Source organism: Blastococcus sp. KM273128 (genome assembly GCF_021698975.1).
In the GTDB taxonomy this organism is placed as follows: domain Bacteria; phylum Actinomycetota; class Actinomycetes; order Mycobacteriales; family Geodermatophilaceae; genus Blastococcus.
In genome coordinates this window covers 1-23,825 of sequence record NZ_SSXA01000012.1, presented here as the reverse complement: position 1 = coordinate 23,825, position 23,825 = coordinate 1, and the positions used below count along the sequence as shown (strand labels likewise).

Annotated in this window: 24 protein-coding genes; 7 read left to right on the top strand and 17 right to left on the bottom strand. The window is 74.5% G+C overall.

The features are described from left to right. Positions 1–2 precede the first annotated feature (2 nt). From E9529_RS05720 to E9529_RS05690, 7 genes are all read right to left on the bottom strand, one after another. Positions 3–1,661 carry a catalase gene (locus E9529_RS05720; protein WP_236830158.1) on the bottom strand — a complete coding sequence of 553 codons (1,659 nt, stop codon included), beginning with the start codon at positions 1,659–1,661 and terminating at the stop codon, positions 3–5. Further along, on the bottom strand, positions 1,658–2,155 hold the full coding sequence (locus E9529_RS05715) for a Fur family transcriptional regulator (protein ID WP_236830157.1): 498 nt from the start codon (positions 2,153–2,155) through the stop codon (positions 1,658–1,660). The genes E9529_RS05720 and E9529_RS05715 overlap by 4 nt, the downstream gene beginning before the upstream one ends. 346 nt (positions 2,156–2,501) lie before the next feature. Continuing rightward, positions 2,502–3,383 (bottom strand): formyltetrahydrofolate deformylase, encoded by an 882-nt coding sequence (gene purU, locus E9529_RS05710; RefSeq protein WP_236830156.1) that lies wholly within the window; start codon positions 3,381–3,383, stop codon positions 2,502–2,504. A 73-nt stretch (positions 3,384–3,456) separates the two neighbouring features. Next, positions 3,457–4,389, bottom strand: a complete 933-nt coding sequence (gene ligD / locus E9529_RS05705) for a non-homologous end-joining DNA ligase (protein WP_236830155.1) — start codon at positions 4,387–4,389, stop codon at positions 3,457–3,459. Then, entirely contained in the window at positions 4,386–5,354 is a 969-nt protein-coding gene (ligD, locus tag E9529_RS05700) for a non-homologous end-joining DNA ligase (RefSeq protein WP_236830154.1), read from the bottom strand. The genes ligD (E9529_RS05705) and ligD (E9529_RS05700) overlap by 4 nt, the downstream gene beginning before the upstream one ends. A 1-nt stretch (position 5,355) precedes the next feature. Continuing rightward, positions 5,356–6,348 (bottom strand): Ku protein, encoded by a 993-nt coding sequence (locus tag E9529_RS05695; protein WP_236830153.1) that lies wholly within the window; start codon positions 6,346–6,348, stop codon positions 5,356–5,358. Positions 6,349–6,487: 139 nt separating this feature from the next. Then, positions 6,488–7,063: a DUF1360 domain-containing protein gene (locus E9529_RS05690; protein ID WP_236830152.1), complete on the bottom strand. Its 576-nt coding sequence runs from the start codon at positions 7,061–7,063 to the stop codon at positions 6,488–6,490. Between the two features lie 193 nt (positions 7,064–7,256). Between E9529_RS05690 and E9529_RS05685 the strand changes: the two genes are divergently transcribed. Both E9529_RS05685 and E9529_RS05680 read left to right on the top strand, forming a co-directional pair. Then, positions 7,257–7,670, top strand: coding sequence for a hypothetical protein (locus tag E9529_RS05685; protein ID WP_236830151.1), 414 nt, complete (start codon positions 7,257–7,259; stop codon positions 7,668–7,670). A 254-nt stretch (positions 7,671–7,924) separates the two neighbouring features. Further along, positions 7,925–8,317, top strand: coding sequence for an STAS domain-containing protein (locus E9529_RS05680; protein ID WP_091933845.1), 393 nt, complete (start codon positions 7,925–7,927; stop codon positions 8,315–8,317). Positions 8,318–8,417: 100 nt separating this feature from the next. Here the strand turns inward: E9529_RS05680 and E9529_RS05675 are convergent, their stop codons facing one another. Both E9529_RS05675 and E9529_RS05670 read right to left on the bottom strand, forming a co-directional pair. After that, positions 8,418–9,422, bottom strand: a complete 1,005-nt coding sequence (locus E9529_RS05675; protein WP_236830150.1) for a DNA topoisomerase IB — start codon at positions 9,420–9,422, stop codon at positions 8,418–8,420. Between the two features lie 58 nt (positions 9,423–9,480). Continuing rightward, positions 9,481–11,301, bottom strand: a complete 1,821-nt coding sequence (locus E9529_RS05670) for a SpoIIE family protein phosphatase (protein ID WP_236830149.1) — start codon at positions 11,299–11,301, stop codon at positions 9,481–9,483. Positions 11,302–11,527: 226 nt separating this feature from the next. On the opposite strand from E9529_RS05670, the gene E9529_RS05665 reads away from it, so the two are divergent. After that, positions 11,528–12,016 (top strand): ATP-binding protein, encoded by a 489-nt coding sequence (locus E9529_RS05665; protein WP_236830148.1) that lies wholly within the window; start codon positions 11,528–11,530, stop codon positions 12,014–12,016. Beyond that, the gene (locus E9529_RS05660) at positions 12,013–12,939 is read left to right on the top strand and encodes an RNA polymerase sigma factor SigF (protein WP_236830147.1); all 927 of its coding nucleotides are present in this window, start codon (positions 12,013–12,015) and stop codon (positions 12,937–12,939) included. The genes E9529_RS05665 and E9529_RS05660 overlap by 4 nt, the downstream gene beginning before the upstream one ends. A gap of 65 nt (positions 12,940–13,004) precedes the next feature. Here the strand turns inward: E9529_RS05660 and E9529_RS05655 are convergent, their stop codons facing one another. Both E9529_RS05655 and E9529_RS05650 read right to left on the bottom strand, forming a co-directional pair. Beyond that, the gene (locus tag E9529_RS05655) at positions 13,005–14,237 is read right to left on the bottom strand and encodes an SPFH domain-containing protein (RefSeq protein WP_236830146.1); all 1,233 of its coding nucleotides are present in this window, start codon (positions 14,235–14,237) and stop codon (positions 13,005–13,007) included. A 78-nt stretch (positions 14,238–14,315) separates the two neighbouring features. Then, positions 14,316–14,750: an NfeD family protein gene (locus E9529_RS05650; protein WP_236830145.1), complete on the bottom strand. Its 435-nt coding sequence runs from the start codon at positions 14,748–14,750 to the stop codon at positions 14,316–14,318. 73 nt (positions 14,751–14,823) lie between these two features. Between E9529_RS05650 and E9529_RS05645 the strand changes: the two genes are divergently transcribed. Continuing rightward, positions 14,824–15,561 (top strand): hypothetical protein, encoded by a 738-nt coding sequence (locus E9529_RS05645; protein WP_236830144.1) that lies wholly within the window; start codon positions 14,824–14,826, stop codon positions 15,559–15,561. Positions 15,562–15,655: 94 nt separating this feature from the next. Here the strand turns inward: E9529_RS05645 and E9529_RS05640 are convergent, their stop codons facing one another. The 4 genes from E9529_RS05640 to E9529_RS05625 form a co-directional block, all read right to left on the bottom strand. Continuing rightward, entirely contained in the window at positions 15,656–16,801 is a 1,146-nt protein-coding gene (locus E9529_RS05640) for a ferrochelatase (RefSeq protein ID WP_236830143.1), read from the bottom strand. A gap of 38 nt (positions 16,802–16,839) precedes the next feature. Next, positions 16,840–17,613 carry an enoyl-ACP reductase FabI gene (gene fabI, locus E9529_RS05635; RefSeq protein ID WP_236830142.1) on the bottom strand — a complete coding sequence of 258 codons (774 nt, stop codon included), beginning with the start codon at positions 17,611–17,613 and terminating at the stop codon, positions 16,840–16,842. Further along, complete coding sequence (gene fabG, locus E9529_RS05630; RefSeq protein ID WP_236830141.1) at positions 17,613–18,317, bottom strand: 3-oxoacyl-ACP reductase FabG; 705 nt, start codon at positions 18,315–18,317, stop codon at positions 17,613–17,615. The genes fabI and fabG overlap by 1 nt, the downstream gene beginning before the upstream one ends. A gap of 93 nt (positions 18,318–18,410) precedes the next feature. Continuing rightward, positions 18,411–19,163: an IclR family transcriptional regulator gene (locus tag E9529_RS05625; RefSeq protein WP_236830140.1), complete on the bottom strand. Its 753-nt coding sequence runs from the start codon at positions 19,161–19,163 to the stop codon at positions 18,411–18,413. 81 nt (positions 19,164–19,244) lie between these two features. On the opposite strand from E9529_RS05625, the gene E9529_RS05620 reads away from it, so the two are divergent. Next, positions 19,245–21,161 (top strand): FAD-dependent monooxygenase, encoded by a 1,917-nt coding sequence (locus tag E9529_RS05620; protein ID WP_236830139.1) that lies wholly within the window; start codon positions 19,245–19,247, stop codon positions 21,159–21,161. A 28-nt stretch (positions 21,162–21,189) separates the two neighbouring features. On the opposite strand, the gene E9529_RS05615 is transcribed toward E9529_RS05620, so the two are convergent. Further along, positions 21,190–21,588 (bottom strand): hypothetical protein, encoded by a 399-nt coding sequence (locus E9529_RS05615; RefSeq protein ID WP_236830138.1) that lies wholly within the window; start codon positions 21,586–21,588, stop codon positions 21,190–21,192. Between the two features lie 70 nt (positions 21,589–21,658). Here E9529_RS05615 and E9529_RS05610 point away from each other — a divergent pair, with 70 nt between their 5' ends. Further along, the gene (locus tag E9529_RS05610) at positions 21,659–22,465 is read left to right on the top strand and encodes a crotonase/enoyl-CoA hydratase family protein (protein WP_236830137.1); all 807 of its coding nucleotides are present in this window, start codon (positions 21,659–21,661) and stop codon (positions 22,463–22,465) included. Positions 22,466–22,477: 12 nt separating this feature from the next. Here the strand turns inward: E9529_RS05610 and E9529_RS05605 are convergent, their stop codons facing one another. Next, the gene (locus tag E9529_RS05605) at positions 22,478–23,398 is read right to left on the bottom strand and encodes a diacylglycerol kinase family protein (protein ID WP_236830136.1); all 921 of its coding nucleotides are present in this window, start codon (positions 23,396–23,398) and stop codon (positions 22,478–22,480) included. Positions 23,399–23,825 lie beyond the last annotated feature (427 nt).

Genomic DNA, 23,825 nt, shown 5'->3' with positions numbered 1-23,825 from the left:
CGTCAGGCGACGACGACGCGCTCGTTCGGCACGCAGTGCGTCATGACCAGGCCGGTCACGTCACGCGGACCGTTCTTGCCGAGGTTGGCGGCGCGCTGCTGCTCCTCCTCGGTGAGGGTCTGCGTCTGCAGCGGCGGCAGGCCGCGGACGTCGTCCGCGGTGATGCCGAGCGCGTCACCGACGCGCTGGCCCCACTCGTCCTCGCACATGAAGAAGTGCCAGACCATCCGCTCCTGGATCTCGCGGCGGCACTGCTGCAGGGCGCCGACCAGGTTGGTGACCAGGTCGTCCTTCTCCCACTGCTCGCTCAGCAGGTAGCGCTCGCCGGCCTGCTTGTAGTCGTTGGTCCGCGGGATCCGCTTGCGCGTGAGCCGACCGTTGATGACCGGGCCCTGCTCGTCGTGCGCGGGGTAGGTGCCCTCGCGCAGGCCGCCGGTGATCGACGGCTCGTAGTTGACGTGCGGGTTGTCCCCCACGACGTCGCGGCCGTAGGACATCGGGCCGCCCTGCTGGTTGGTCCGCACCTCCACCTTGGGCCGGTTCACCGGCAGCTGCAGGTAGTTCGGCCCCACCCGGTAGCGCTGGGTGTCGGAGTAGGAGAACGTCCGGCCGACCAGCATCTTGTCGTCGGAGAAGTCCAGCCCGTCGACCAGCACACCGGTGCCGAAGGCGATCTGCTCGTTCTCCGAGAAGAAGTCCTCGGGCATCCGGTCCAGGGTCATGGTGCCGACCTTGCGGAGCGGGAAGACCTCCTCCGGCCACACCTTGGTGTCGTCCAGCGGGTCGAAGTCCAGCTCGGGGTGCTCGTCGTCGCTCATGAGCTGCACGTGCAGCTCCCACGACGGGAAGTCGCCCGCGGCGATCGAGTCGTAGAGGTCCTTGGTGTGCGCCCCGAGGGTCTGCGCCTGAACCTTCGCGCCGTCCTCGGCGGTGTAGGACTTCACGCCCTGCTTCGGCAGCCAGTGGTACTTGACCAGGACGGTCTCACCCTGAGCGTTGACCCACTTGTAGGTGTTCACGCCGAAGCCCTGCATGGTCCGGTAGGACGCCGGCAGGCCGCGCGGGCTGAAGACGAGGGAGACCATGTGCATGGCCTCGGGGGTCTGGCTGAAGAAGTCGAACGCGCGCTCGGCGACGTTGGCCTCGAAGGTGACCGGGTCCGGCTTCTGCGAGTGGATGAAGTCGGGGAACTTGATGGCGTCCCGGATGAAGAAGACGCCCAGGTTGTTGCCGACGAGGTCCCAGTTGCCGTCCTCGGTGTAGAACTTCACGGCGAAGCCGCGCGGGTCGCGGGCCATCTCCGAGGAGTCCCGGCCGCCGGCCACGGTCGAGAAGCGCAGCGCGACGTCGGTGCGCTTGCCCTTCTCCTGGAACAGCTTGGCGCGGGTGTACGTCGCGATCGGCTCGTCCCCGACGGTGCCGTCGGCCTCGAAGTAGCCGTAGGCGGTCACGCCGCGGGCGTGCACCACGCGCTCCGGGATGCGCTCCCGGTCGAAGTGGCTGATCTTCTCGAGGAACTGGTAGTTCTCCAGCGTGGCGGGGCCACGGGCACCCACCGTCCGCTGGTTCTGGTTGTCGTAGACAGGGTGGCCCTGGCGGTTGGTCAGGACGGGCTTGCCGGCCTGGCTGGGCGCCGTGCCCTGCGATGCGACGTCGGTCATGCTCCTGCTCCTCCTCGGGTCCCGTGCTCCTCGAGCTGCACGGGGTCGGCGGCGGCCGCGACCTGGCGGTCGCGGTTCTGACATGCCTGGCACGACCCCCAGAACACGACCTCGGCCTCGTCGATGACGAAGCCGGCCGGATCGGAGGGGGCCAGGCAGGGGGCCGCGCCCAGGACGCAGTCGACATCCGCGACCGCGCCGCACGAGCGGCAGACCAGGTGGTGGTGGTTGTCGCCCACCCGCAGCTCGAACAACGCGGGCGCACCCGCGGGCTCGATCCGGCGGGCGATCCCCGCGGCGACGAACGCCTCGAGCACGCCGTAGACGGCCTGCGGCGACAGCGACGGGTGCAGCTCGCGGGCGACGGTCACGATCGTGCCGGCGTCAGCGTGCGGCCGGTCGGCCAGGACGCCCAGCACCGACAGCCGGGGACGCGTCACGCGCAGCCCCGCCTCCCGCAGCCGGTGCGCCCAGGTCGTCTCCACGGCGACCATCCAACGCCCTTTTCTTGAGTCAGTCAAGAAAAGGGCACCCGTCGGCGGGGTGAACGGTGGTCGACCTCGCCGCGCATCCGCCGACCGCGTGGTGTGCGGCGCGGTCGGGCGCCCCACCCCGCGGAGGACGCCGGCCGACCCCGCCGCAAGGGACGCACCGCTTCCGGGAGCCCGTCCCGCACCGGGGGGATCCCGCGCCCGCCGGATGATCAGCCGACCTGGTCGTGGCGCGTCCTCCCTCAGCGCCCACCGCGAGGGTGGACGCCCGATGATCAGGTGAGCTGATCGTGGCGCGGCGGGCCGGGGTGGTCAGGTGAGCTGATCGTGGCGCGGCGGGCCGGGGTGGTCAGGCGAAGACGATGGTCCGGTCGCCCTCGACGATGACCCGGTCCTCGACGTGCCAGGTGACCGCCTGGGCCAGCACCTGGCGCTCGACGTAGCGCCCGACCCGCCGCATGTCCTCGACCGTCGCGCGGTGGTCCACCCGGGCGACCTCCTGCTCGATGATCGGCCCGGCGTCCAGCTCGGCCGTGACGTAGTGGGCGGTCGCCCCGATCAGCTTCACCCCGCGGTCGTGCGCGGCCTGGTACGGGTTCGCCCCCACGAAGGCCGGCAGGAAGCTGTGGTGGATGTTGATCAGCCGCTCGGGGAACCGGGCGCAGAACTCCGGCGAGACGATCTGCATGTAGCGCGCCAGCACCACCAGGTCGACGTCGCCGACGATCTCCAGCGCCCGCGCCTCGGCCTCGGCCTTGGTGGCCGGCGTGACCGGCACGTGGTGGAACGGGATGCCGGCCGCGGCCGCGACCGGCTCCAGGTCGGGGTGGTTGCTGACGACCGCGGTGATGTCGGCCCGCAGGTCGCCGGCGCGCACCCGGTAGACGAGCTCCTGCAGCACGTGGTCGGTGCGGCTGACGAAGACCGCGAGCGTGGGGCGGTGCGCGGCCTCGGTCAGCCGCCAGGTGAGCCCCCACTCGCGGGTCAGCTGGTCCAGCCGCCCCTCCAGCTCCGCGCGCCGGCCGGCGAGGTCGGCGAGCACGAACTCCAGCCGCAGGGTGAAGACGCCCCCGCTGGGGTCCGACGAGTGCTGCTGGGACTCGGTGATGTTCGCGCCGACGTCGGCCATCAGCCCGCTGAGGGCCGCGACGATCCCGGGACGGTCGGGGCAGCGGACGACCAGCCGCCCGAGGTCGGCGGTGCGCGGGTCGTGCTGGTCGGCGGCTGACATGGCGCAGAGTTTCCCAGAGCACGATCGCGGCCCCGTCCAGAGGCTCACCCCGAGCGTGCGAGGGGGCCGGTCGTCAGGCCGCGGGCAGCGGTGCGCGGCGGGCGCCCGCGACGTCGAAGAGGTCGCCGTACTCCTCGACGCGGGCCAGCACCTGGTCGGTCGTGAAGCGCAGCGCGCCCGGGTCGAGCGAGCCGTCGCGCACGGCGTCCAGCTCGTCCCAGCCGATCGGCGTGGAGACCGTCGCGCCCGCCCGGGCGCGCAGCGAGTAGGGCGCCACCGTCGTCTTGGCCGGGTTGTTCTGGCTCCAGTCGATGAGCACCTTGCCCGGGCGCAGCGCCTTCTCCATCCGCCAGACGACGTGCTCGGGCGTCTCGGCGGAGAGCTCCTGCGCCAGCGCCTTCGCGTACCGGCTGGGGTGCTCGCGGTCGGCCGGCGGCTCGATCGGCGCGTACACCTGCATCCCCTTGGAGCCCGACGTCTTCACCACCGGGTCCAGCCCGTCGGCCTCGAGCCGCACGCCGAGCCGCTCGGCCACCTCGCAGCACTCGGCGATGCCGGTCTCCGGGCCCGGGTCGAGGTCGAGCACCAGCAGGTCGGGCAGCTGGGGCTCACCGGCGTCGTCAACCCGCCACTGCGGGACGTGCACCTCCAGGGCCGCGAGGTTCGCCGCCCACGCCAGGTCCGGGACGTCGGCGAGCAGCACCATGTCCAGCGTCTCGCGGCCCCGCGAGCTGCCCGGGCTCGGCAGCCGCACCCGGCGCACCCACTCCGGGGCGTGCCGGGCGCTGTTCTTCTCGAAGAAGGCCTGCCCCTCCACCCCGTCGGGCCACCGGGTGAAGGTGACCGGCCGGCCGGCCAGGTGCGGCAGCAGCACCGGCGCGATGCGCACGTAGTAGTCGATGACCTGCGCCTTGGTGAAGCCCACCTCGGGGAAGAGCACCTTCTCCAGGTTCGACACCGACAGCCGCCGGCCGCCGATCTCCACGAGCTGCTTGGCGGGGCTCACGTCTCGCGCACCACGTCGTCGGGCTCGAGGTCGTCGCGCACCCCGCGCCAGACCGGGTGCCGCAGCCGCCCCTCCGCCGTCCAGACCGCGTAGGCCACCTCCCCGACGAGGTCGGGCTCGACCCACTGCGCGTCCCGGGTGATGTCCCGCGGCAGCGTCCCGTCGAACGGCGACGACGGCCGCCGGGTGAGCAGCCGCTGGAGGTCGCGCAGGTCCTGGTCGGCGAAGCCGGTGCCCACGTGCCCGACGTAGACCAGCCGGCCGTCGTCGTCCGGCACACCGACCAGCAGCGAGCCGATCGTGCCCGCGCGCCGGCCCTGGCCGGGCCGCCACCCGCCGACGACGACGGACTGGGTGAAGAAGTTCTTGACCTTGCGCCACTCGGGGCTGCGGACGCCGTCGCGGTACGGGGAGGCCAGCCGCTTGGCGACGACGCCCTCGAGGCCGTTCTCCTCGCTCGCCGCCTGCACCTGCGCGCCGGAGCCGGGGAACCACGGCGTGAGCACCCACCGGGCGCCGGCCGGGGCGAGGTCGTCCAGCAGCGCCCGGCGCTCGCCGTAGGGTCGGCCGCGCAGGTCGGCGCCGTCGAGGGCGAGCAGGTCGAAGACCAGGTAGGTCACCGGGGCGGCCGCCGCCAGGCGCGGCACCTCGGGCCCGGTGCGGTGCATCCGGTTCTGCAGCGCCCCGAAGTCCGGCCGCCCCCGGGCGTCCATGAGCACGATCTCGCCGTCGACGACGACGTCGCGCCCGGCGAGCGCACCCGGCAGCCGCGCCACCTCCGGGTAGCGGACGGTGATGTCACCGCCCTTGCGCGAGGCGAGCACCAGCCGCCCGTCGCGCACGCCGGCGACCGCGCGCACGCCGTCCCACTTGAACTCGTAGCCCCAGCCGTCGTCGTCGGCGGGCAGCTCCCCGGGGACGGCGAGCATCGGCAGCGGCAGGCCGGCCGGTTCGGGCGCCGCCACCTCAGGCGCTGCGGCGGGCCCGCTTGGCGGGGGGCTTGTCGCCGCCGGTGGCCCGCGAGGTCGACTTCCCCGCGGCCGCCTTCTTCGGGGCCGCCTTCCTGGCGGCGGCCTTCTTGGCCGGCGGCTTCTCCTCGGCCTCGGCGGCGGTCGCGCGCGGGGCCGCCTTCCGGGTGGACGCCGCCTTCTTCGCCGGCGGCTTCTCCGGCGCTTCGTCCGCGGCACCGCCGCGGGCCCGCTCGACGCTGCGGCGCAGGGCGCTCATCAGGTCGACGACGGCGGCCCCCTCGTCGGGCACCTCCGCCGGCTGGGCGACCTCTCCCCCGCTCTGCTTGGCCTCCAGCAGGGCGGTCATCGCCTCGCGGTAGTCGTCGGTGAACTGCTCGGGGTCGAACTCGGTGGTCATCGAGCCGATGAGGGCCTCGGCCATCTTCAGCTCCTGCGGCCGCACCGAGATGTCCTCGTCGAGGAAGCCGAAGTCGGGGCGTCGGATCTCGTCGGGCCACCGCATCGTGTGCAGCACCAGGACGCCGTCGCGCACCCGCAGCGCCGCCAGGGACTCGCGCTGCCGCAGCGCGATCTTGGTGATCGCCACCTGGCCGGCGTTCTCGAGCGCGTCGCGCAGCAGGACGTAGGGGCGGGCGGCGGGGCCGTCGGGCTCCAGGTAGTAGGTCTTCTCGAACATGATCGGGTCGATCTCGCCCTGGTCGACGAACTCCAGCACCTCGATCTCGCGGCGGGTGCTCAGCGGCAGCTCGTCGAAGTCCTCGTCGGTGAGGATCACGACCTCGCCGCTGGGCAGCTCGTAGCCCTTGGCGATGTCGGCGTACTCGAGCTCCTCGCCGTCGATCGAGCAGACCCGCCGGTACTTCACCCGCCCGCCGTCGGCCGCGTGCACCTGGTGGAAGCGGATGTCCTTGTCCTCGGTCGCCGAGTACAGCTTCACCCCGATGCTGACCAGGCCGAACGAGACGGCGCCGCGCCAGATCGATCGCATGCCGAGCCTCCCTCGCACCCGTCGCGCCGGGTGGTCCCCGGCCCCGCAGCCGGGTCAAGATCGCAGGATAGGTCCGGTGCGCCCCCTGCGGCAGCGCGAACGCCGCGCCGGGTACCCCCGACGGGCGACGGCCGCTGCGTCAGACCGGCTCGCCCGGCGCGTCCGCCGTCCGGGTGAGCGCCCCGTTCTGGATGGAGTCGTACACGAACTGCAGGACGTCGGAGCCGGCCACGGTGGTCATGGTCAGCGCGGCCAGCCGGGTGGCCCGCGGTGCGGTCACGTACCCGAAGACGAAGGCCGTGCCCACCCACTGGGCCAGGCAGAACGGGCAGGTGAGCAGCTCCCCGACGGCGTGCTTCACCCCGCCGTGCTCGCGCACCTCCTCGGCGACCTCCGCGTGCCCCGAGGCGCCCTCGAACCGGACGAACGGCGCCCGCAGCGGGCTGGTCACCGGGTCCTTGGCGATGCGGCGGGCCAGCCGGAAGGTGGCGATGGTCAGCAGCGCGACGTCGCCCGGTGGGATCCGCTCCGGCAGCTGCCGGCCCGCCGCCCGCACCGCCGCGGCACCGGCGGCCACGAGACCCGCGTAGACGCCCATGGCCCCCAGGTCGCCGGCCAGGGGCCGCGGTTCGCCCTGGGTGTACTCGCGCTTCTGGGTGCGCGCCCAGCGGCGGAGCGGCGCCCCGACCCGCTGGACCTCGTCTGCGATCGCCATGGGCCCCCCGCTACCCGCCGGGCGCGCGACCATGCCCTCCCTCCCGCCACAGTGCCGCGGGGCACACCGGCGCATGGCGACCGGGCACCCGGGTAGGGCGGTGGTCCGACGCCGGTCCCCCGGCCGGCGCGGCGTCCCCCGTGCGACGCCGACCAGGACCACGAGCGCACCCGCGCAGAGACGGAGGCACCGCATGACGCAGCCCGAGGGCCAGACCGCGCGCGACGTCTTCCCCGAGGACGACGGCATCCCCGAGGTCGCGCAGGACGACTCCCCCACCATGGACCGGGCGGAGGACCCGCAGTTCGAGCCGCTGCCCGGCGAGCAGCCGACGGCCACCACCGACTTCGGCACCACCGCCTTCGAGCAGTCCGAGGGCGAGCCGCTGACCCAGCGCCTGGAGCGCGAGCTGCCCGACGACGCGCTCGACGTCCGGCCCGCCGAGGACCCGTCGCGCGCGGACGCCCAGCTGGAGCAGGACACCTCCACCACCCCCGAGAGCGACTCGGGCACCAACCGCACCGCCGACGACGTCGAGGCGACCGCGGACCTCCCCGTGGGCGGCGAGGGCCCCGAGGAGTCCGCCGTCCACGTCACCGACGGCTGACCGCTCCCCGCACGCGTCACCGACCCACCCCCGCCACCCCACCGGGTGGTCCCGGGGGGTGGGTTGGCGCGCGCCCGGCAGGTTGTCTACGTTGGGTCCGCGGTTCAGCAGGCAGCCGCGGTGTGCCGGGCCCCGGGGTCCGGCGCGCGACACGTCCGACCACCGCGAGCCGTGGGCCCGGATCCCCGGTACCGCGGAGCGGTAGATTGTCCGGGCGGCCCGTCGTCCGGGTCCGCCGAGAGGAGCCACTGTCCGTGACCACTTCCGACCTGCCCGCCGAGGGGCAGCCCGACGTGTCGACCGAGGGCACCGAGGCACCCTTCGACGACGTGATCACGCTGTCGACCTCCACCGACGAGGACGGCGCTGTCACGGTCACGGTCGTCGGCGAGGTGGACACCTTCACCGCTCCCGTGCTCCGTTCGACCCTGGACAGCCAGCTCGAGCAGCAGCCGCGCGAGCTGGTGATCGACTTGTCCGGCGTCCAGTTCCTGGGCTCGGCCGGTCTCGCCGTCCTCGTCGAGACGCAGAAGTCCGCCCGCAGCCGTGAGGTCGCCCTGCGGCTGATCGCCACCACGCGCGCCGTCACGCGGCCGCTCGAGGTGACCGGCCTGATCGACCTGTTCACGATCGCCGACGCCCGGTAAAGGACCCCGTCCTCCCCACCCTTCGCACGCTCAGGGCGGGCCCCGGGACGGGGCCGACCGAAGGCCCCTGCCGCACCAGCGGCGGGGGCCTTCGTCGTCCTCAGGCCGAGAGGAGCCGGCAGACGGCCTGCTCGAGCACCTTCTGGGTGTCCCGGTCGGCGTCCGCCTCGTCGGCCTCCTGCAGCGCGTCCGCGACGGTCTCGCCGTGCTCGAACCGGTCGACGACGCGGGGGTCGACGTAGCTGGCCTTGCAGACCGCGGGCGTGTTGCCCAGCTGCTCGCTGACCCGCTTGTAGGCGGCGGTGACGATCTTCTTCCGGGCGGTCTTCGACGCCGGCGGGGGCGCCTCGGCCAGGGCGGCCGCCATCATCACCGTGGCGTTCCAGGTGCGGAAGTCCTTGGCCGTGATGTCGGCGCCGCTCACCTCCTTGAGGAAGGCGTTGATCTCGTCGCTGGTGACGTCCTTCCAGCCCTCGTCGGTCACGTAGGCGAGCAGGTCGTCGCCGGTGTCGTCCGGCCGCTCCAGCAGCTGGCGGACGACGGTCGCGGTGGGCCGGTCGACGATCTCCACCTCGCGTTCGATGCCGCCCTTGGCGGTGTACCGGAAGAACGTCTTCTCCCCCCGCACGGTCACGTGCTCACGGCGCAGGGTGGCCAGCCCGTAGGTGCCGTTCTCCTCCGCGTACTCCTCGCTGCCGATGCGGAAGGTGCCCAGGTCCAGCAGCCGCAGCGCGCAGGCCAGCACCCGCTCCCGGTTCGGCCCGCGGGTGCGCAGGGCGGCGGTCACCGCATCACGGACGTCGGGCAGCTGGCGGGCGATCTCCAGCACCCGTTCGTGCTTCTCCGCGTCGCGACGGGCGCGCCACGCGTCGTGGTAGCGGTACTGGCGGCGCCCCGCGGCGTCCACGCCGGTCGCCTGGATGTGCCCGTTGGGCCACGGGCAGATCCAGACGTCCTTCCACGCCGGCGGGATGGCCAGGCCGCGGATCCGGTCCAGCCGGTCGTCCTTGATCAGGCTGCCGTCGGTGTCGTAGTAGGCGAAGCCCCGCCCGGCCTTGCGGCGCCGGTAGCCGGGGCCGTGCACGTCGCTCCGCCGCAGTCTCACGGGCGGTGGATGGGCACCGCGGGCGGTCCGCAAACGCCGCGGCACGGACCGTCACACCTCAGCGCAGGTCGACCAGCCCGTCGAGGCCGCTGATCTCGAGCACGTGCCGGGTCACGCCGCCCTCGGGGGCGAGCACCGCCAGCCGCCACGACTCGTCCCGCGCGATGCGCGCCATGGCCAGCACCACGCGGACCGCGGCGCTGCTGAACAGGCCGACCTCGCACAGGTCCAGCTCCATCGGCGTGGCGCCGCCGTGGCTGGCCTCGAGCATCCGGATGCGCAGCTGCTCGGCGGCGGCGGCGTCGATCGCCCCCGCGGCCCGCACGACCGGGCGCGGCCCCTCGCGGTCGACCACCACGTCGGCGCCCTCGACGGCGCGGTGCGGGTCGACCTCCTCGTCCGGGTTCCGCCGCAGCCGGAAGCTCAGCCGCACCGTCGTCCCGTGGTCCTCGACGAGGGTCACGCCGTCGACCAGCTGCCGCATGATGAGCAGGCCGCGCCCCCGGTCGCCGGGATCGCGGTCCGGCGGGCGCCAGGTGCCCTCGTCGTGCACCGTCACGGTGAGGACGCCGTCGACGTCGACCTGGGCGGTCACCGACATCGGCCCGGGCTCGACGCCGCGGTAGGCGTGCTCGGCGGCGTTGGCGCACGCCTCACCCACCGCCACCATGACGCCCACCCGGTCCTGCTCGCCCATGCCGAGCTCGGTCAGCCAGGCGTTGAGCCGCCGGCGCACGCCGGGCAGCGCCGACGGCACCGCGGGCAGGTCCAGCCGGAGCGCCTCGTGGGTGGACGCCCGCCGGTGGGCGACCAGGACGGCGACGTCGTCCAGCCAGCCGTGCGGCCGGCGCGCCCCCTCGGCGATCGCGCCGGCCAGCCCGGCAGCCGCCTCGACGTCGAGGGCACCGGGGTCGTCCAGCACCGCGCGCGCGGCCTCCCCGAGCCGCCCCAGCGCCTCGGCCGGCGGCTCGTCGAGGCCGGTGACCGCCCCGTTGGAGAACAGCACGAGCGTGTCGCCCTGGGCCAGGTGAGTCCCGTGCACCGGCGCCGGGGCCCCGGGGAGGCTGCCGAGGGGCGGTCGCGGCGTCACCTCGAGGAAGGCGCTGCTCCCGTCCGCGTGCACCACGAGCGGCGCCGGGTGCCCGGCGGCGCTGTAGACCAGGCGCCCGGTGGCGGCGTCGAGCAGGCCGTAGAACAGCGACGTGCCCTCGACGTCCTCCATCTGGGCCGCGAAGGCGTCCAGCGCGCCGAGCACCGCCGCCGGCTCCGGGTCGCCGAGCAGGGTCGAGCGGAGCGCGCCGCGCAGCCGGCTCATCGCGCCGGCCGCGGCCACCCCGTGCCCGACGGCGTCACCCACGACGAGGGCGACGTGCCCCTTGCCCAGCGGCACGGCGTCGTACCAGTCTCCCCCGGCCGCGGACGGCTCGGCGGCGCGGTGGTAGCTCCCCGACAGCACGACGTCGGGCAGCATCGGCAGCGCGGGCGGCAGCAGCGCCTGCTGCGCGCGGTGCACGTCGTCGGCGGCGAGCGCCTCGATCACCAGGAAGGCACCCGGCCGGCCGTCGACCGCCACCGGTCGCGCCGTGGCCGTCGCCGGGGGGCCTCCGGGCCCGAGGGCGCCGCTGAGCGTCTCGACCTGCCCGGAGCGCGCCGCGGCGTCCACCAGGTCGGTCAGCGGACGGCCGGAGAGCTCGGGCAGGCCACCGCGGCCGGTCTCCAGCCCGCGGGCGCGGGCGTTGGCCCACACCGGGCCCGGGGCGTCGGCCACGAGGCAGAACAGGGCGTCGGGCGCGGACTCCAGGGCGGCGAGCAGCACGGCGGAGCCCTCGTCCAGGGCGCTGTCGACGAGAGGTGGCAGACTGCCGGAACCGGTGCTCATCTCGGGCCAGCAAACCGCAGGGTCCCGGCGGCGGCAACCGCGTGCCCGAGGCGTGGAACCCGTGGTCGGGGCCACGTTTCGCGGTCGGCGGCGCCCGGGTAAGCAACCGCCTTGTGCACCGACCGGGCGGCCGGTCCGGGCCCCCGCCGGGGGCCGGGCGGCGCGACACGGAGCACCGCCGCGGCTCGAGGGTCGAGCGCGCCGGGAACGAAGGAGCGGACGACGGATGGTCGACTCGAGGGGCCCCCTCGCGCAGGACGGACGGCGCGCGGAGCGACTGGAGCTGCGGGTGCCCACCACACCGACCCAGCTGCCCGCGGTGCGGGCCATGGCCGGTGACCTGGCGATGCGGATGGACTACGACCTCGACGCGGTGGAGGACCTCCGCCTGGCCGTCGACGAGGCCTGCGCCACGCTGTCGACGATCGTCTCGGGCGACGCGCCGCTGACCGTCGTCTTCGAGACCACCCGGGCCGGCCTGCACATCAGCGCCTGGGTGCCGACCGCGGACGGCACCGAGGTCCCGACCGACGGCTTCGGCTGGGCGGTGCTCGCCGCGCTGGTCGACTCCGTCGAGGGCCGCCGCGCCACCGAGCGCGAGATGCCGGGCGGCTCCGGCGGGGACGTGCCGGTCGCCGTCATCTCCCTCGCCAAGTACCTGCCGGGCCAGCACCCGGCCGGCGTCGGCAGCGACAACCTCTCGGTGGCCCGATGAGCAGGTCGGCCGCCGCCGACTCCGTCGAGGAGGAACCACTGGACGCCACCGACGGCAAGCCGGTCGACCGCCCGGCGGACGAGCCGGCCGACGCCCCCGGGCAGCCTGCGCCCGGTGGGCCGGCCGCCGATGCCGGTGAGCCGGACTCCCCCCCGATGTCGGAGAACCGGCGCCGCGCCGAGCGCACCGCCCCGCTCTTCGCCGAGCTCGCCACGCTCGAGAAGGACGACCCTCGCCGGGAGCGGCTGCGGGAGATCCTCGTCGAGGAGCACCTGCCGCTGGTCCGGCACTTCGCGCGGCGGTTCAGCAACCGCGGGGAACCCTTCGACGACCTCCTGCAGGTGGGCACCCTCGGCCTGATCGCCGCCATCGACCGGTTCGACCCCACCCGCGGCGTGGAGTTCCTGTCCTTCGCCGTCCCCACGATCACCGGCGAGATCAAGCGGCACTTCCGCGACCAGGGCTGGTCGGTCCGCGTGCCGCGACGGCTCCAGGAGCTGCACCTGTCGCTGAACGCGGCCGTCGGCGAGCTGGCGCAGAAGAACGGCCGCGCGCCGACACCGTCGGAGCTGGCCGAGCACCTGGGCATCCCCCGGGCCGAGGTGCTGGAGGGGCTGGCCGTGGCCAACGCCTACCGCAGCAGCTCGCTGGACGAGCGGCTCTCCGGTGAGGACGACTCCCCCACCCTGGCGGCGACGCTGGGCGAGGAGGACGCCGCGCTCGAGGGCGTGGAGTACCGCGAGTCGCTGCAGCCGCTGCTGGCCACCATCCCGGCCCGCGAGCGGCGCATCCTCATCCTGCGCTTCTTCGGCAACATGACCCAGTCGCAGATCGCGGCGGACATCGGCATCTCGCAGATGCACGTCTCCCGCCTGCTCAGCCAGACGCTGGCCAAGCTCCGCGAGGGCCTGCTCAAGGATTGACAGCACCCCGTTGAACGCCGATGGCCCAGAACTCGTGGAGTTCTGGGCCATCGGCGTTCAGCGGTTCAGGACCGCGGGGGCAGCTGCGGTGGGCCGTCCGGGGCGTCCGGGTCGTCGCTGCCGACCCGGTTGCGCGGGTCGGCGGCCGGCCCGCTGTCCTGCACGTCCTGGGTGACCTGGGCCAGGGGCGGCGGGGTCGGCACCGCGGGGGCGGTGTCGCTGATGCTGGACAGCTCGATCTTCGCCTCCGGCTGGTCCGCGGCCCGGGGCAGCTGCGACTCGAACCAGGAGCTGGTGTCCAGCCCGCCGTCCCGGGCGCCAGCACCGTCACCGGAGGGCTCGACGTCCATCCAGGACTTGCCCTCCTGGGCCCCGCCCATGTTGGCCAGCCCCTCGAGCGCCTTGCTGAACTCGCTGGGCACGATCCACATCTTGTTGGCGTCGCCCTGCGCGATCTGCGGCAGCGTCTGCAGGTACTGGTAGGCCAGCAGGCCCTGGTCGGGCTTGCCGTCGTGGATGGCCTGGAAGACGGTCTCGATGGACTTCGCCTGCCCCTGCGCCTGCAGGTACAGCGCGGCGCGCTCACCCTCCGCGCGCAGGATGCGGCTCTGCCTCTCGGCCTCCGCCTCGAGGATCGCCGACTGCTTCTTGCCCTCCGCGGAGAGGATGGCGGCGGCCTTCTCACCCTCGGCGGTGGTGATCGCCGACTGCCGGGCACCCTCGGCCTGCAGGATGATGGCCCGCTTGTCGCGGTCGGCCCGCATCTGCTTCTCCATCGAGTCCTGGATCGACGGCGGCGGGTCGATGGCCTTGATCTCCACGCGCGCCACGCGCAGACCCCACGGCCCGGTGGTGCCGTCGAGGACCGACCGCAGCTGGCTGTTGATGCCGTCGCGCCCGGTGAGCGCGCCCTCGAGGTTCAGCCCGCCGACCACGTTGCGCAGCGTGGTCGTGGTCAGCTGCTCCATGCCGGTGATGTAGTTCGCGATGCCGTAGACGGCCAGCCGCGGGTCGGTGACCTGGAAGTACACGACGGTGTCGATGCCGACCTGCAGGTTGTCCGCGGTGATCACCGGCTGCGGCGGGAAGGAGACGACCTGCTCGCGCAGGTCGATCGTCGCGCGGACGCGGTCGACGAACGGGACGAGGACCGAGAGGCCGGGCGAGAGCGTGCGGCTGTACCGGCCGAGCCGCTCCACGACCTTGGCCTGGGCCTGGGGGACGATCGTCACGCTCTTCGCGATCACGATGATCACGAGCACGGCGACGACGATCAGTGCGATGAGCGCCGCATCCACGGCTGGCTCCCTTCGTCGGGGGTCACCGTCGATCCTGCCCTGCCGGGTCCACCCGGGTCAGCACCCGGGGGACGACGTTCACTCCAGCGCGTCCCCCACGACCGCCGTCGCGCCGTCGACCTCCAGGATGCGCACGGTCTCGCCGACGGCGAAGGACTCCGCGCTGTGCTGGCTGCGCGCGCTCCACTCGTCGGCGCCCAGCCGGATCCGCCCGCCGCTGCGGTCCACCTGGGCGGTGACCTGGGCCGTCCGGCCGATGAGCGTGTCGACGCCGTCGAGCTGCAGCGGCGTGCGGTCGGTCAGCTGCTTCTTCGCGATCGGGCGCACCGCGACCAGCAGCACCCCCGAGACGATGATGAAGGTGGCCAGCTGCAGCCACAGCGCACCGCCGAGCAGCGCGACCGTCATCCCGCCGACGGCCCCGCCGGCCAGCATGAGCAGCACCAGGTCGAGGGTCAGCATCTCCCCGACCGCCAGCGCCCCGGCCCCGATCAACCACAGCAACCACGCCATGTCCCGAGTCTGGCAGAGCCGCGGCCCCGGGACGCCCGCCGAGGAAGCCACCGCGCCGACGTAGCCTCGACCGGTGCAGGACTTCCCCGCCGGCCGGCTCGCGCTCTGGGCCACCGCCTGGCTCGGCGGGCGCGCCTCCTACGACGAGACCCTCGACGCGATCACCGGGGACGCCGCCCACCGCGTGACCGGCCTGCCCGGGACGGCGGCCGCCGTCCCGCTGCACGAGGCGCTCAGCGCGCTGCGCGGCCTGGGCGAACGGCGGCTGCGGCTCGTCCTCCCCGCGCCCGGCGACGTCCGGGGCCTGCCGGCCGTGCCCGGGCTCGCGCCGCTCGCGCTGGAGACCGGTCAGGTCGCCGTCGGCGAGCGGGTGGCGCTGGTGCCCGAGCCGATCGGCTCGGAGGTGCTGCAGTGGACGGCGTTCCCGCTGGACGACGCCCCTGCCACGCCACCACCCGTGGAGGGGACCCTGCGCGCCGCGTCCGGGGCGCTGGACCTGGCGATGGTCGACGCCGCCCGCACCCTGGCCGAGCTCGACCTCGCCCGGTGGCACCCCGAGGTGCCGGCGCTGCTGGCCGACCTGGGCCGGCCGGTCCGCGGGGTCACCCTGCCCGACGGCACCGATGCGCTGGCGCTGTCGCTGCTGGCCCGGGGCATGCGGTTGGCCGCGGTGCTCGACCTGGCGCTCGCCGACGCCCCGGGCGGGGCGGTGACCCACCGCCAGGCCGCGGCCCGGGACGAGGCGCTGCGACCGCTCTCGGCCGCCGTGCGCGAGGCGCTCGTGGCCGCGTACAACGACATCCCGAGGTGACGCAGGACCAAGCGCACCCTTTCGGGGTCGAGCTCGTGCTCCCCAGGGGCTGCAGCACCTGGGGAGCACGAGAAACGCCCTGGGAGCGGGCCGGTCAGCTCGCCGGTCGCGCGGGACGCGGCGGGGTGTAGCAGCAGAACGCGGGGCAGTTGGTGCCCAGCCGCGGTTCGCCGCCGGCCCGCCGCTCCTGGAGCAGGTCGCGCAGCGCCGTCACGAAGGCCGGGTGGGTGCCGGCGGTGGCGGCCCGGGCGAAGGCCAGGCCCAGCCGCTCGGCGGTCTCCTTGGCCTCGTTGTCGAGGTCCCAGATCACCTCGAGGTGGTCGCTGACGAACCCGACCGGGAAGAGCACGACCGCCTTCTCCCCCGCCGCGGCCAGCGCCTCCAGGTGGTCGTTGACGTCGGGCTCCAGCCACGGCACCGACGGCGGGCCGGACCGGCTCTGCCAGACCAGGTCGAAGGGCCGGCCGGGGGCGGCGAGGTCGACGACCTGCTGCGCGGCGGCCTGCAGCTCCGCCTCGTAGGCATGCCCCTCGGGCCCGGCGACGGCGGCCATCATGTCCGGGATGCTGTGCGCGGTCGCGACCAGGCGGGCACTGCCCCGCAGGTCCTCCGGCAGCTCGGCGAGCGCGGCGGCGAGGGCGTCGGCGTTGGCCCGCACGAACCCCTCGGCGTCGAAGTAGTGCGGCAGCTTCTCGGCCGTCGGCCCGCCCGGGGCGGCGGCGTCGCCGGTCAGCGCGGCGCGGGCGCGGGCGATGTCCTCGTGGTACTGCCGGCAGCCGGAGAACGAGGCGTACGCCGAGGTGGCGAGCACGTAGGCGTGCTGGATGCCGTCGTCGGCCATCTGCTGCCAGACGTCCTCGACGTAGGGCGCCCAGTTCCGGTTGCCCCAGTAGACCGGCAGGTCGATCCCGGCCGCGCGCAGCTCCGCCTCGAGCGCCGCGAGCAGCGCCTTGTTCTGGTCGTTGATCGGGCTGACGCCGCCGAAGTGGTGGTAGTGCTCGGCGACCTCCTCCAGCCGCTCCCGCGGGATGCCGCGGCCGCGGGTGACGTTCTCGAGGAACGGCATCACGTCGTCGTGGCCCTCCGGGCCGCCGAAGGAGAGCAGCAGCAGCGCCTCCCGCCGTCCGGGCGGCGCGGGCTCGGTCGACGGCGCGACGCCGCCGTTGTTGCGGACGGCGAGCGACGGGTCTTCGTCTGGACGCTGGCCGGCAGGGGTGATGTCGACGATGGAGCGGGGCACGTGGGTTCTTTCCTGTCGCGGGGCGGTTCTGGATGCGGTCACACGCCGACGGCGTGGAACCCCCCGTCGACGTGGACGATCTCGCCGGTCGTGGCGGGGAACCAGTCGGAGAGCAGGGCGACGACGGCCTTGCCGGCGGGCTCGGTGTCGGTGACCGACCAGCCCAGCGGGGCGCGCCCCTCCCACGCCTCCTCGAACTGCTTGCTGCCGGGGATGGACTTCATCGCCATGCTGCGCAGCGGCCCGGCGGCGACGATGTTGGACCGCACGCCGTCGGGGCCGAGCTCGCGGGCGACGTAGCGGCTCACCGACTCCAGCGCCGCCTTGGCCGCGCCCATCCAGCCGTAGACCGGCCAGGCGACGGAGGCGTCGAAGGTGAGGCCGACGACCGACGAGGGGTTGGCCAGCAGCGGCCGGCAGGCCTGGGTGAGCGAGGCGTAGGACCAGGACGAGACCTGGAACGCCGTGGCCGCGTGCTCCCACGCCACCTCGGGGAAGCCCTCGCCCATGGCCTCCCGCGGCGCGAAGCCGATCGAGTGGACGACGCCGTCGAGGGAGTCGAACCCCTGCTCGCGCAGCCGGTCGGCGAGCGTGGCCAGGTGCTCGGTGTCCGTGACGTCGAGCTCGACGACGGCGGCCTCCTGCGGCAGCCGCTTGGCGATCCGCTGGCACAGCGACAGCGCCCGCCCGAAGTTGGACAGGACGACGGTGGCGCCCTGCTCCTGCGCGAGCCGGGCGGTGGCGAACGCGATCGACGCCTCGGTGAGGACCCCGGTGATCAGGACCTTCTTGCCCTCGAGGATGCCGCTCATCAGTGCCCCATTCCCAGTCCGCCGTCGACCGGGACGACCGCCCCGGTGATGTAGCCCGCCGCGTCCGACGCCAGGAAGCGCACCACGCCGGCGATCTCGTCGGCGTCGGCGTACCGGCCCAGCGGCACCTGCCCGAGGATCTCCTTCTGCCGGGCCTCGGGCAGCTCCGCGGTCATGTCGGTGGTGACGAACCCGGGCGCGACGACGTTGGCCGTGATGCCGCGGCTGCCCAGCTCGCGGGCGATCGAGCGCGCCAGCCCCACGAGCCCCGCCTTCGACGCGGCGTAGTTCGTCTGGCCGGCGGAGCCGAGCAGGCCGACGACGGAGGAGACGAAGACCATCCGGCCCGAGCGGGCGCGCACCATCCTGGCGGCCGCGCGCTTGGACACCCGGTACGCGGCGGTGAGGTTGGCGTCGAGGACGTCGGTGAAGTCCTCCTCCTTCATCCGCATGAGCAGCCCGTCGCGGGTGATCCCGGCGTTGCTCACCAGCACCTCGACCGGGCCCTGGTGCCCCTCGATCTCGGTGAAGGCGCGGTCGACGTCCTCGGCGCTGGTGACGTCGCACCGCACGCCGAAGAGGCCGTCGGGGGCGCCGCTGCCGCGGTGGGTGACGGCGACGGAGTCACCCTGCTCGGCGAACGAGCGGGCGATGGCGAGCCCGATGCCGCGGTTGCCGCCTGTCACCAGCACCGATCTGCCCACGTGCCACTCCCCTGCGCCGACGACCCGGTCCTCCCCGAACCTAGTGCCTGTGCGCCGGTCCCACCGGCTACCGGCGGGTACGTGATCACTGCCTCACGCGATGGGGCGGGCAGCCCCGAGGTCCCGGGCCAGCGCGCCCGCCGCCTCGGTCAGCTGCGCCACCCAGGACGGCAGCTCGTCCGCCGAGTACCGGGCCGAGGGCGCGGCGATCGACAGCGCGACACCCTCGAACCCCCCGGCGGGTGGCACGGCGACGCCGACCGCGGTCAGGCCCGGCTCGGTCGCCTCGTCGTTGAGCGCGAAGCCGCGCCGCCGGACGGTGCGCAGCTCCCGCTCCAGCCGGGCGGCCGTCGCCTCGCCCAGGGCACCGAGGACGGCGGCGCGGCGCTCGTCGTCCAGCAGGGCCAGCACCGCCTTGCCACCGGAGGCCAGGTGCGCCGGCAGCGCCCGCCCGGTGCGGTCGCCGACCCGGAGCACCTGCGCGCTCTCCACCGTCGCCACGAACCGGACGTCGGAGCCGTCGAACACCACCACGTTGGCCGCCTCGCCGACCGCCTCGACCACCCGGCGCAGGTGCGGCAGCGCCGCCTCGCGCAGCGCGGCCACCGGTTCCTGCGGCACGTCCCCGCGGCGCAGCACCGGGCCGGGTGCGTACCGCCGATCGGGCAGCTGCTCGGCGAAGTCCCGGTAGACGAGCATCCCGAGCAGCCGGTGCGCGGTCGAGACCGACACCCCCAGTCGCGCGGCGACGTCGGTGACCCGCATCGCCCCCTCCTGCTGGAGCAGGCTGGCCAGCAGCAGCGCGGCGTCCACCGAGGCGATCGCGTAGGCGGGCCTGTTCTTCACAGCAGAAAACGCTATCCCCTCCTGCGGGATCGGGAGACCGTCGGAGCGCCCGCCGCACGATCGGACGCAAGGGGAGCAAGCGTGCAGTTCTACCTCGACGGCTACCGGCCCGGCGATCCGCTGCTGGCCGAGCCGCACCCGTCGGTCGCCACCCGGCCCGAGGGCCTGCCCGACGAGGTCGACGTCCTGATCGTCGGCTGCGGGCCGGCCGGCATGGTCCTGGCCGCGCAGCTGGCCCAGTTCCCCGGGATCCGCACCGCCGTCGTCGACCGGCGGGACGGGCCGCTCCAGGTCGGCCAGGCCGACGGCGTCGCCTGCCGCACGGTGGAGATGTTCGAGGCCTTCGGCCTGGCCGACCAGCTGGTCGCCGAGGCCTACTGGGTCAACGAGGTGGGCTTCTGGCGCCCGGACGCCGAGGACCCGTCGCGGATCGTGCGCACCGGCCGCATCCAGGACGTCGAGGACGGGTTGTCGGAGTTCCCGCACGTCATCGTCAACCAGGCGCGGATGCTCGCCTACCTGCGCGAGCACATGGCCCGCTCGTCGTCCCGGCTCGAGCCCTGCTACGGCCTGCACGCCACCGACGTGCAGCTCCCGGACGACGACGGCCCGGCGACGGTGACCCTGCAGCACCTGCGCGACCTCCAGCCGACCGGCGGGACCTCGACGGTCCGTGCGCGGTACGTCGTCGGCTGCGACGGCTCGCGCAGCGCCATCCGGTCGGCGATCGGCCAGGAGCTGGTCGGTGACGCGATGAACCAGTCGTGGGGGGTGATGGACGTCCTCGCCGTCACCGACTTCCCCGACATCCGGCTCAAGGCGGTCGTCCACTCGGCCGACCAGGGAAATCTGCTGGTCATCCCGCGCGAGGGCGGCTACCTGGTCCGGCTCTACATCGAGCTCGACCAGGTGCGGGACCGGGAGATGCTGGAGGGGCGCAGCGTCACCCCGGAGAAGCTGGCCGAGGTGGCCAACCGGATCCTGCACCCCTACTCGATCGACGTGCGCAGCGTCGGCTGGTGGTCGGTCTACGAGATCGGCCAACGGCTGTGCGGGAAGTTCGACGACGTGCCGGTCGAGGAGGTGCCGCACCGGCTGCCACGGGTGTTCATCGCCGGGGACGCCTGCCACACGCACAGCGCCAAGGCCGGGCAGGGCATGAACGTGTCGATGGCCGACGCCTGGAACCTGGGCTGGAAGCTCGCCGCGGTGCTGCGGGGCACCGCCCGGCCCGAGCTGTTGCACACCTACTCCGCCGAGCGGCAGCAGGTGGCCCAGGAGCTGATCGACTTCGACCGCGAGTTCGCCCGCATGATGAGCGCCAAGCCCAAGGCCTCGCCCGACGACGCCGACGGCGTCGACCCGGCTGCGTTCCAGGCGCACTTCGCCGCCCAGGGCCGGTTCACCGCGGGCGTCGCGACGCACTACGGGCCGTCGATGGTCACCGGCACCGACGAGCACCAGCAGCTGGCGACCGGGTTCCCGGTCGGCATGCGGTTCCACTCGGCACCGGTCGTCCGGGTCGGCGACGCCAAGCCGGTGCACCTGGGGCACGCCGCGCGCGCGGACGGCGCCTGGCGGCTCTACGTCTTCGCCGACGCCGCCGATCCCCGCGAGCCGAGGTCGCGCGCCCGGGTGCTGCTCGACGGGCTCGCGTCGGAGAAGTCACCGCTGGCCCGCTTCACGCCAGAGGACGCCGACCCCGACGCCGTCATCGACGTGCGCGCGGTCTTCCAGCAGGGCCACCGCGAGCTGGCGGTCGACCAGCTGCCGGCGGTGCTGCTGCCCCGCAAGGGGTCGCTCGGGCTGGTGGACTACGAGAAGGCCTTCGCCCCCGATCCGAAGGCCGAGGACGTCTTCGACCTGCGCGGGATCGACCGGAGCCAGGGGTGCATGGTGCTCGTCCGGCCCGACCAGTACGTGGCGCAGGTGCTGCCGCTGGACGCGCCCGAGGAGCTCACCGACTTCCTGGCCCGGGTGCTGCTCGACGCCCGTTGAGCAGCTCCTCGCCGCCCGGGCGACGGGGTCACCCCCGGCGGCGCCGCAGCCAGCCACCGCCGTAGAGCGCCCAGAGCACCAGCAGCGGCTGGAAGAACAGCCGGACGAGCCGCTTGCGGTCGCTGTCCAGGCCGAATGCGTCGGTGCCCTCGACGTACTGCGCGACGTTGCCCGGGAAGATGACCACGAAGAAGGCGGCCAGCAGCGCGCCGACGAGCCGGCGCTTCCGCGGGAGGGCGACGAACGACGCGCCGAGGGCGATCTCGACGACGCCCGAGCCCAGCACCGTCAGGTCCTCGTCGACGGGGAACCAGGCCGGCACCTGGGCGCGGAACTCCTCCCGCTGCGTCGTCAGGTGCAGCACGCCGGCCACCACCATGACCGAGCCCAGCAGCAGGCGGGCAGCGGTGCGCGCGGCGGAGCTCATGGTCGGACGGTAGCCGCGGCGACCGCACGGCGCGTTGACAGGCGGGGCGGGCCGCCCGTAGACAGCGATCATGGCTGACGACGTCTCGCGCCGGGTGGCGCTCACCGTGACCGACGGCGTGGCGACGGTCCGGCTGGACCGGCCCGAGAAGATGAACGCGCTGGACCCGGCGATGTTCGCGGCGGTCCTGGCCACCGGCAAGGAGCTGATGACCCGGGAGGACGTCGGCGCGGTGGTCCTCACCGGCGCCGGCCGGGCGTTCTGCGCCGGCCTGGACTTCGGCTCCTTCGCGGACATGGCCGACCGCGGGCAGGAGCGCACCCGCGAGCGCGAGGCGACCGCCCCGGAGCCGCTGGGCGCGGCCCGCGCGCTGGCCCAGCAGGTCGTGCACGTGTGGTCGCTCGTGCCGGCGCCGGTGATCGCGGCGGTGCACGGCGTCGCGTTCGGCGGTGGCCTGCAGATCGCCCTGGGGGCCGACATCCGGCTGGTCGCCCCCGACGCGCAGCTGTCGCTGATGGAGATCCTCTGGGGCATCGTGCCCGACATGTGCGGCACCCAGCTGCTGCCCGAGCTGGTCGGCCGCGACGTCGCCAAGGAGCTGGCGCTCACCGGGCGGAAGGTGTCGGGCACCGAGGCGGTGCGCCTGGGGCTGGCGACCCGCGAGGCCGCCGACCCGCTCTCCGCAGCGCAGGAGCTCGCCACCGAGATCGCAGGGCACAGCCGCAGCGCCACCCGCGCGGTCAAGCGGCTGGTCGACCTCGCCGGGCGGGTGCCGCTCGCCGAGGGGCTGGCCGCCGAGCAGGCGGAGATCGGCGCGCTCATCGGCTCTCCGGAACAGACCGCCGTCGTCCGGCGCCGGCTGGAGAGCCGCGGCTGAGCTACCGGGCGGCTACCGCGGCACCAGCACCGACCAGGCGTGGTGGGCGAGCCGCCAGCCGCCGGCCCCCGGCACCTCGCCGAGCTCGCCGTCGGCGTCCACGGGCACCGGGCCACCCGAGATCCGCACCTCCCGGCCGCGCAGCAGCAGCACGTCGGGCCGCTCGAGGTGCCGGCCCGCGGTGAGCGCCGCCGCATAGGCCGCGCGGGCGACCGGGCCGGTCGCCGCGCAGACGACCACGTCGGCCAGGCCGTCGTCGGGCCGCGCGTCCGGGGCGAGCGCGGTGCCGCCGCCGATCGTCGCGCCGTTGCACACCCCGACCATGAGCACCGGCTGCTCGCCGTCGGCGGCCCAGCCCTCCTTCTCGTGGACGGCGACCCGCCCGTCGACCTCCACCCGTAGCGGCCAGCCGGTGTCCCCCAGCCCGGCGATCGCCGCGCCGACCGGGTAGGCGACCGCGCCGAGCCGCTGCTTGAGCCGGTGCGCCTCGGCCGCGGCCTCCGCCCCCACCCCGGCGTGCACGGCGTTGACCACCACGGCGCCGGCGTCGTCGCGGAGCAGGTCCAGCCGGCGCGGCACCCCGGCCAGCACGGCGGCGGCGCCGTCGGCCGGGTCCAGCGGCAGGCCGAGGGTGCGGGCCAGGTCGTTGCCCGTGCCGCACGCGATGATGCCGACCGGGTCGTCGGCCGAGAGCCGCCCCGCCCGGTCGAGGGCGGCGACCACCGCGTGCACCGAGCCGTCGCCGCCGAGCACCACGACGCGGTGGCGGGGATGGGCGGCGAGCGCCTCGTCCAGGTCGTCCGCGTCGGCGGTCGCGGCGACGGCGACGTCGCCGCCCTCGCGCAGCCCGGCGACCGCCGCCTCCACCCGGTCGTCCTGGGCGGTCCCCGCCGCCCGGTTCACCACGAGCAGCATCTCCGGGTTCCCGGACATCGGGCCTCCTGCCTGGTCGGACGGACGGCCGACCGTACTGGCCGCGCTGCCCGCTCCCACCGGCGCCCCGGGCGGGAACCGCTGCGTCCGTCGCCGGCCCCGACCCGCCGGCCGCTGGGATCTCGCTCGTCGGTCCTGCCGGCGTCGTGGCGGTGGGCCACCCCGAGGGTCTGCCGTCGAGCCGCCAGCAGCAGGCCGCTCCCGGACCGGTCGACGAGTCGGGCGTGGGCGCAGAACTGTCGCACCTCGTACGTATGTTCGACCCGTGCCCACCGCCGAGCTGAGTCGCAGCCCCTTCGAGGGCGCGCTCGTGGGGTGGCTGCTCCAGCTGCGGCCGACGGTCGCGCGGTTGCCGGTGGCGGTGCTGTCGGACGCGGAGAAGGCCGCCGAGCTGCGGCGGCTGCAGGCGCGGCGGGCCATGGACGCC

Bases quoted from the DNA above. Each gene is read 5' to 3' on its own strand.
- E9529_RS05605 (WP_236830136.1), bottom strand. From the start codon at position 23,398: ATGTCCGGGAACCCGGAGATGCTGCTCGTGGTGAACCGGGCGGCGGGG.
- E9529_RS05720 (WP_236830158.1), bottom strand. From the start codon at position 1,661: ATGACCGACGTCGCATCGCAGGGCACGGCGCCCAGCCAGGCCGGCAAG.
- E9529_RS05685 (WP_236830151.1), top strand. From the start codon at position 7,257: ATGACGCAGCCCGAGGGCCAGACCGCGCGCGACGTCTTCCCCGAGGAC.
- E9529_RS05715 (WP_236830157.1), bottom strand. From the start codon at position 2,155: ATGGTCGCCGTGGAGACGACCTGGGCGCACCGGCTGCGGGAGGCGGGG.
- E9529_RS05610 (WP_236830137.1), top strand. From the start codon at position 21,659: ATGGCTGACGACGTCTCGCGCCGGGTGGCGCTCACCGTGACCGACGGC.
- E9529_RS05665 (WP_236830148.1), top strand. From the start codon at position 11,528: ATGGTCGACTCGAGGGGCCCCCTCGCGCAGGACGGACGGCGCGCGGAG.
- purU (WP_236830156.1), bottom strand. From the start codon at position 3,383: ATGTCAGCCGCCGACCAGCACGACCCGCGCACCGCCGACCTCGGGCGG.
- E9529_RS05670 (WP_236830149.1), bottom strand. From the start codon at position 11,301: ATGAGCACCGGTTCCGGCAGTCTGCCACCTCTCGTCGACAGCGCCCTG.
- E9529_RS05690 (WP_236830152.1), bottom strand. From the start codon at position 7,063: ATGGCGATCGCAGACGAGGTCCAGCGGGTCGGGGCGCCGCTCCGCCGC.
- E9529_RS05660 (WP_236830147.1), top strand. From the start codon at position 12,013: ATGAGCAGGTCGGCCGCCGCCGACTCCGTCGAGGAGGAACCACTGGAC.
- E9529_RS05695 (WP_236830153.1), bottom strand. From the start codon at position 6,348: ATGCGATCGATCTGGCGCGGCGCCGTCTCGTTCGGCCTGGTCAGCATC.
- E9529_RS05650 (WP_236830145.1), bottom strand. From the start codon at position 14,750: ATGGCGTGGTTGCTGTGGTTGATCGGGGCCGGGGCGCTGGCGGTCGGG.
- E9529_RS05615 (WP_236830138.1), bottom strand. From the start codon at position 21,588: ATGAGCTCCGCCGCGCGCACCGCTGCCCGCCTGCTGCTGGGCTCGGTC.
- fabI (WP_236830142.1), bottom strand. From the start codon at position 17,613: ATGAGCGGCATCCTCGAGGGCAAGAAGGTCCTGATCACCGGGGTCCTC.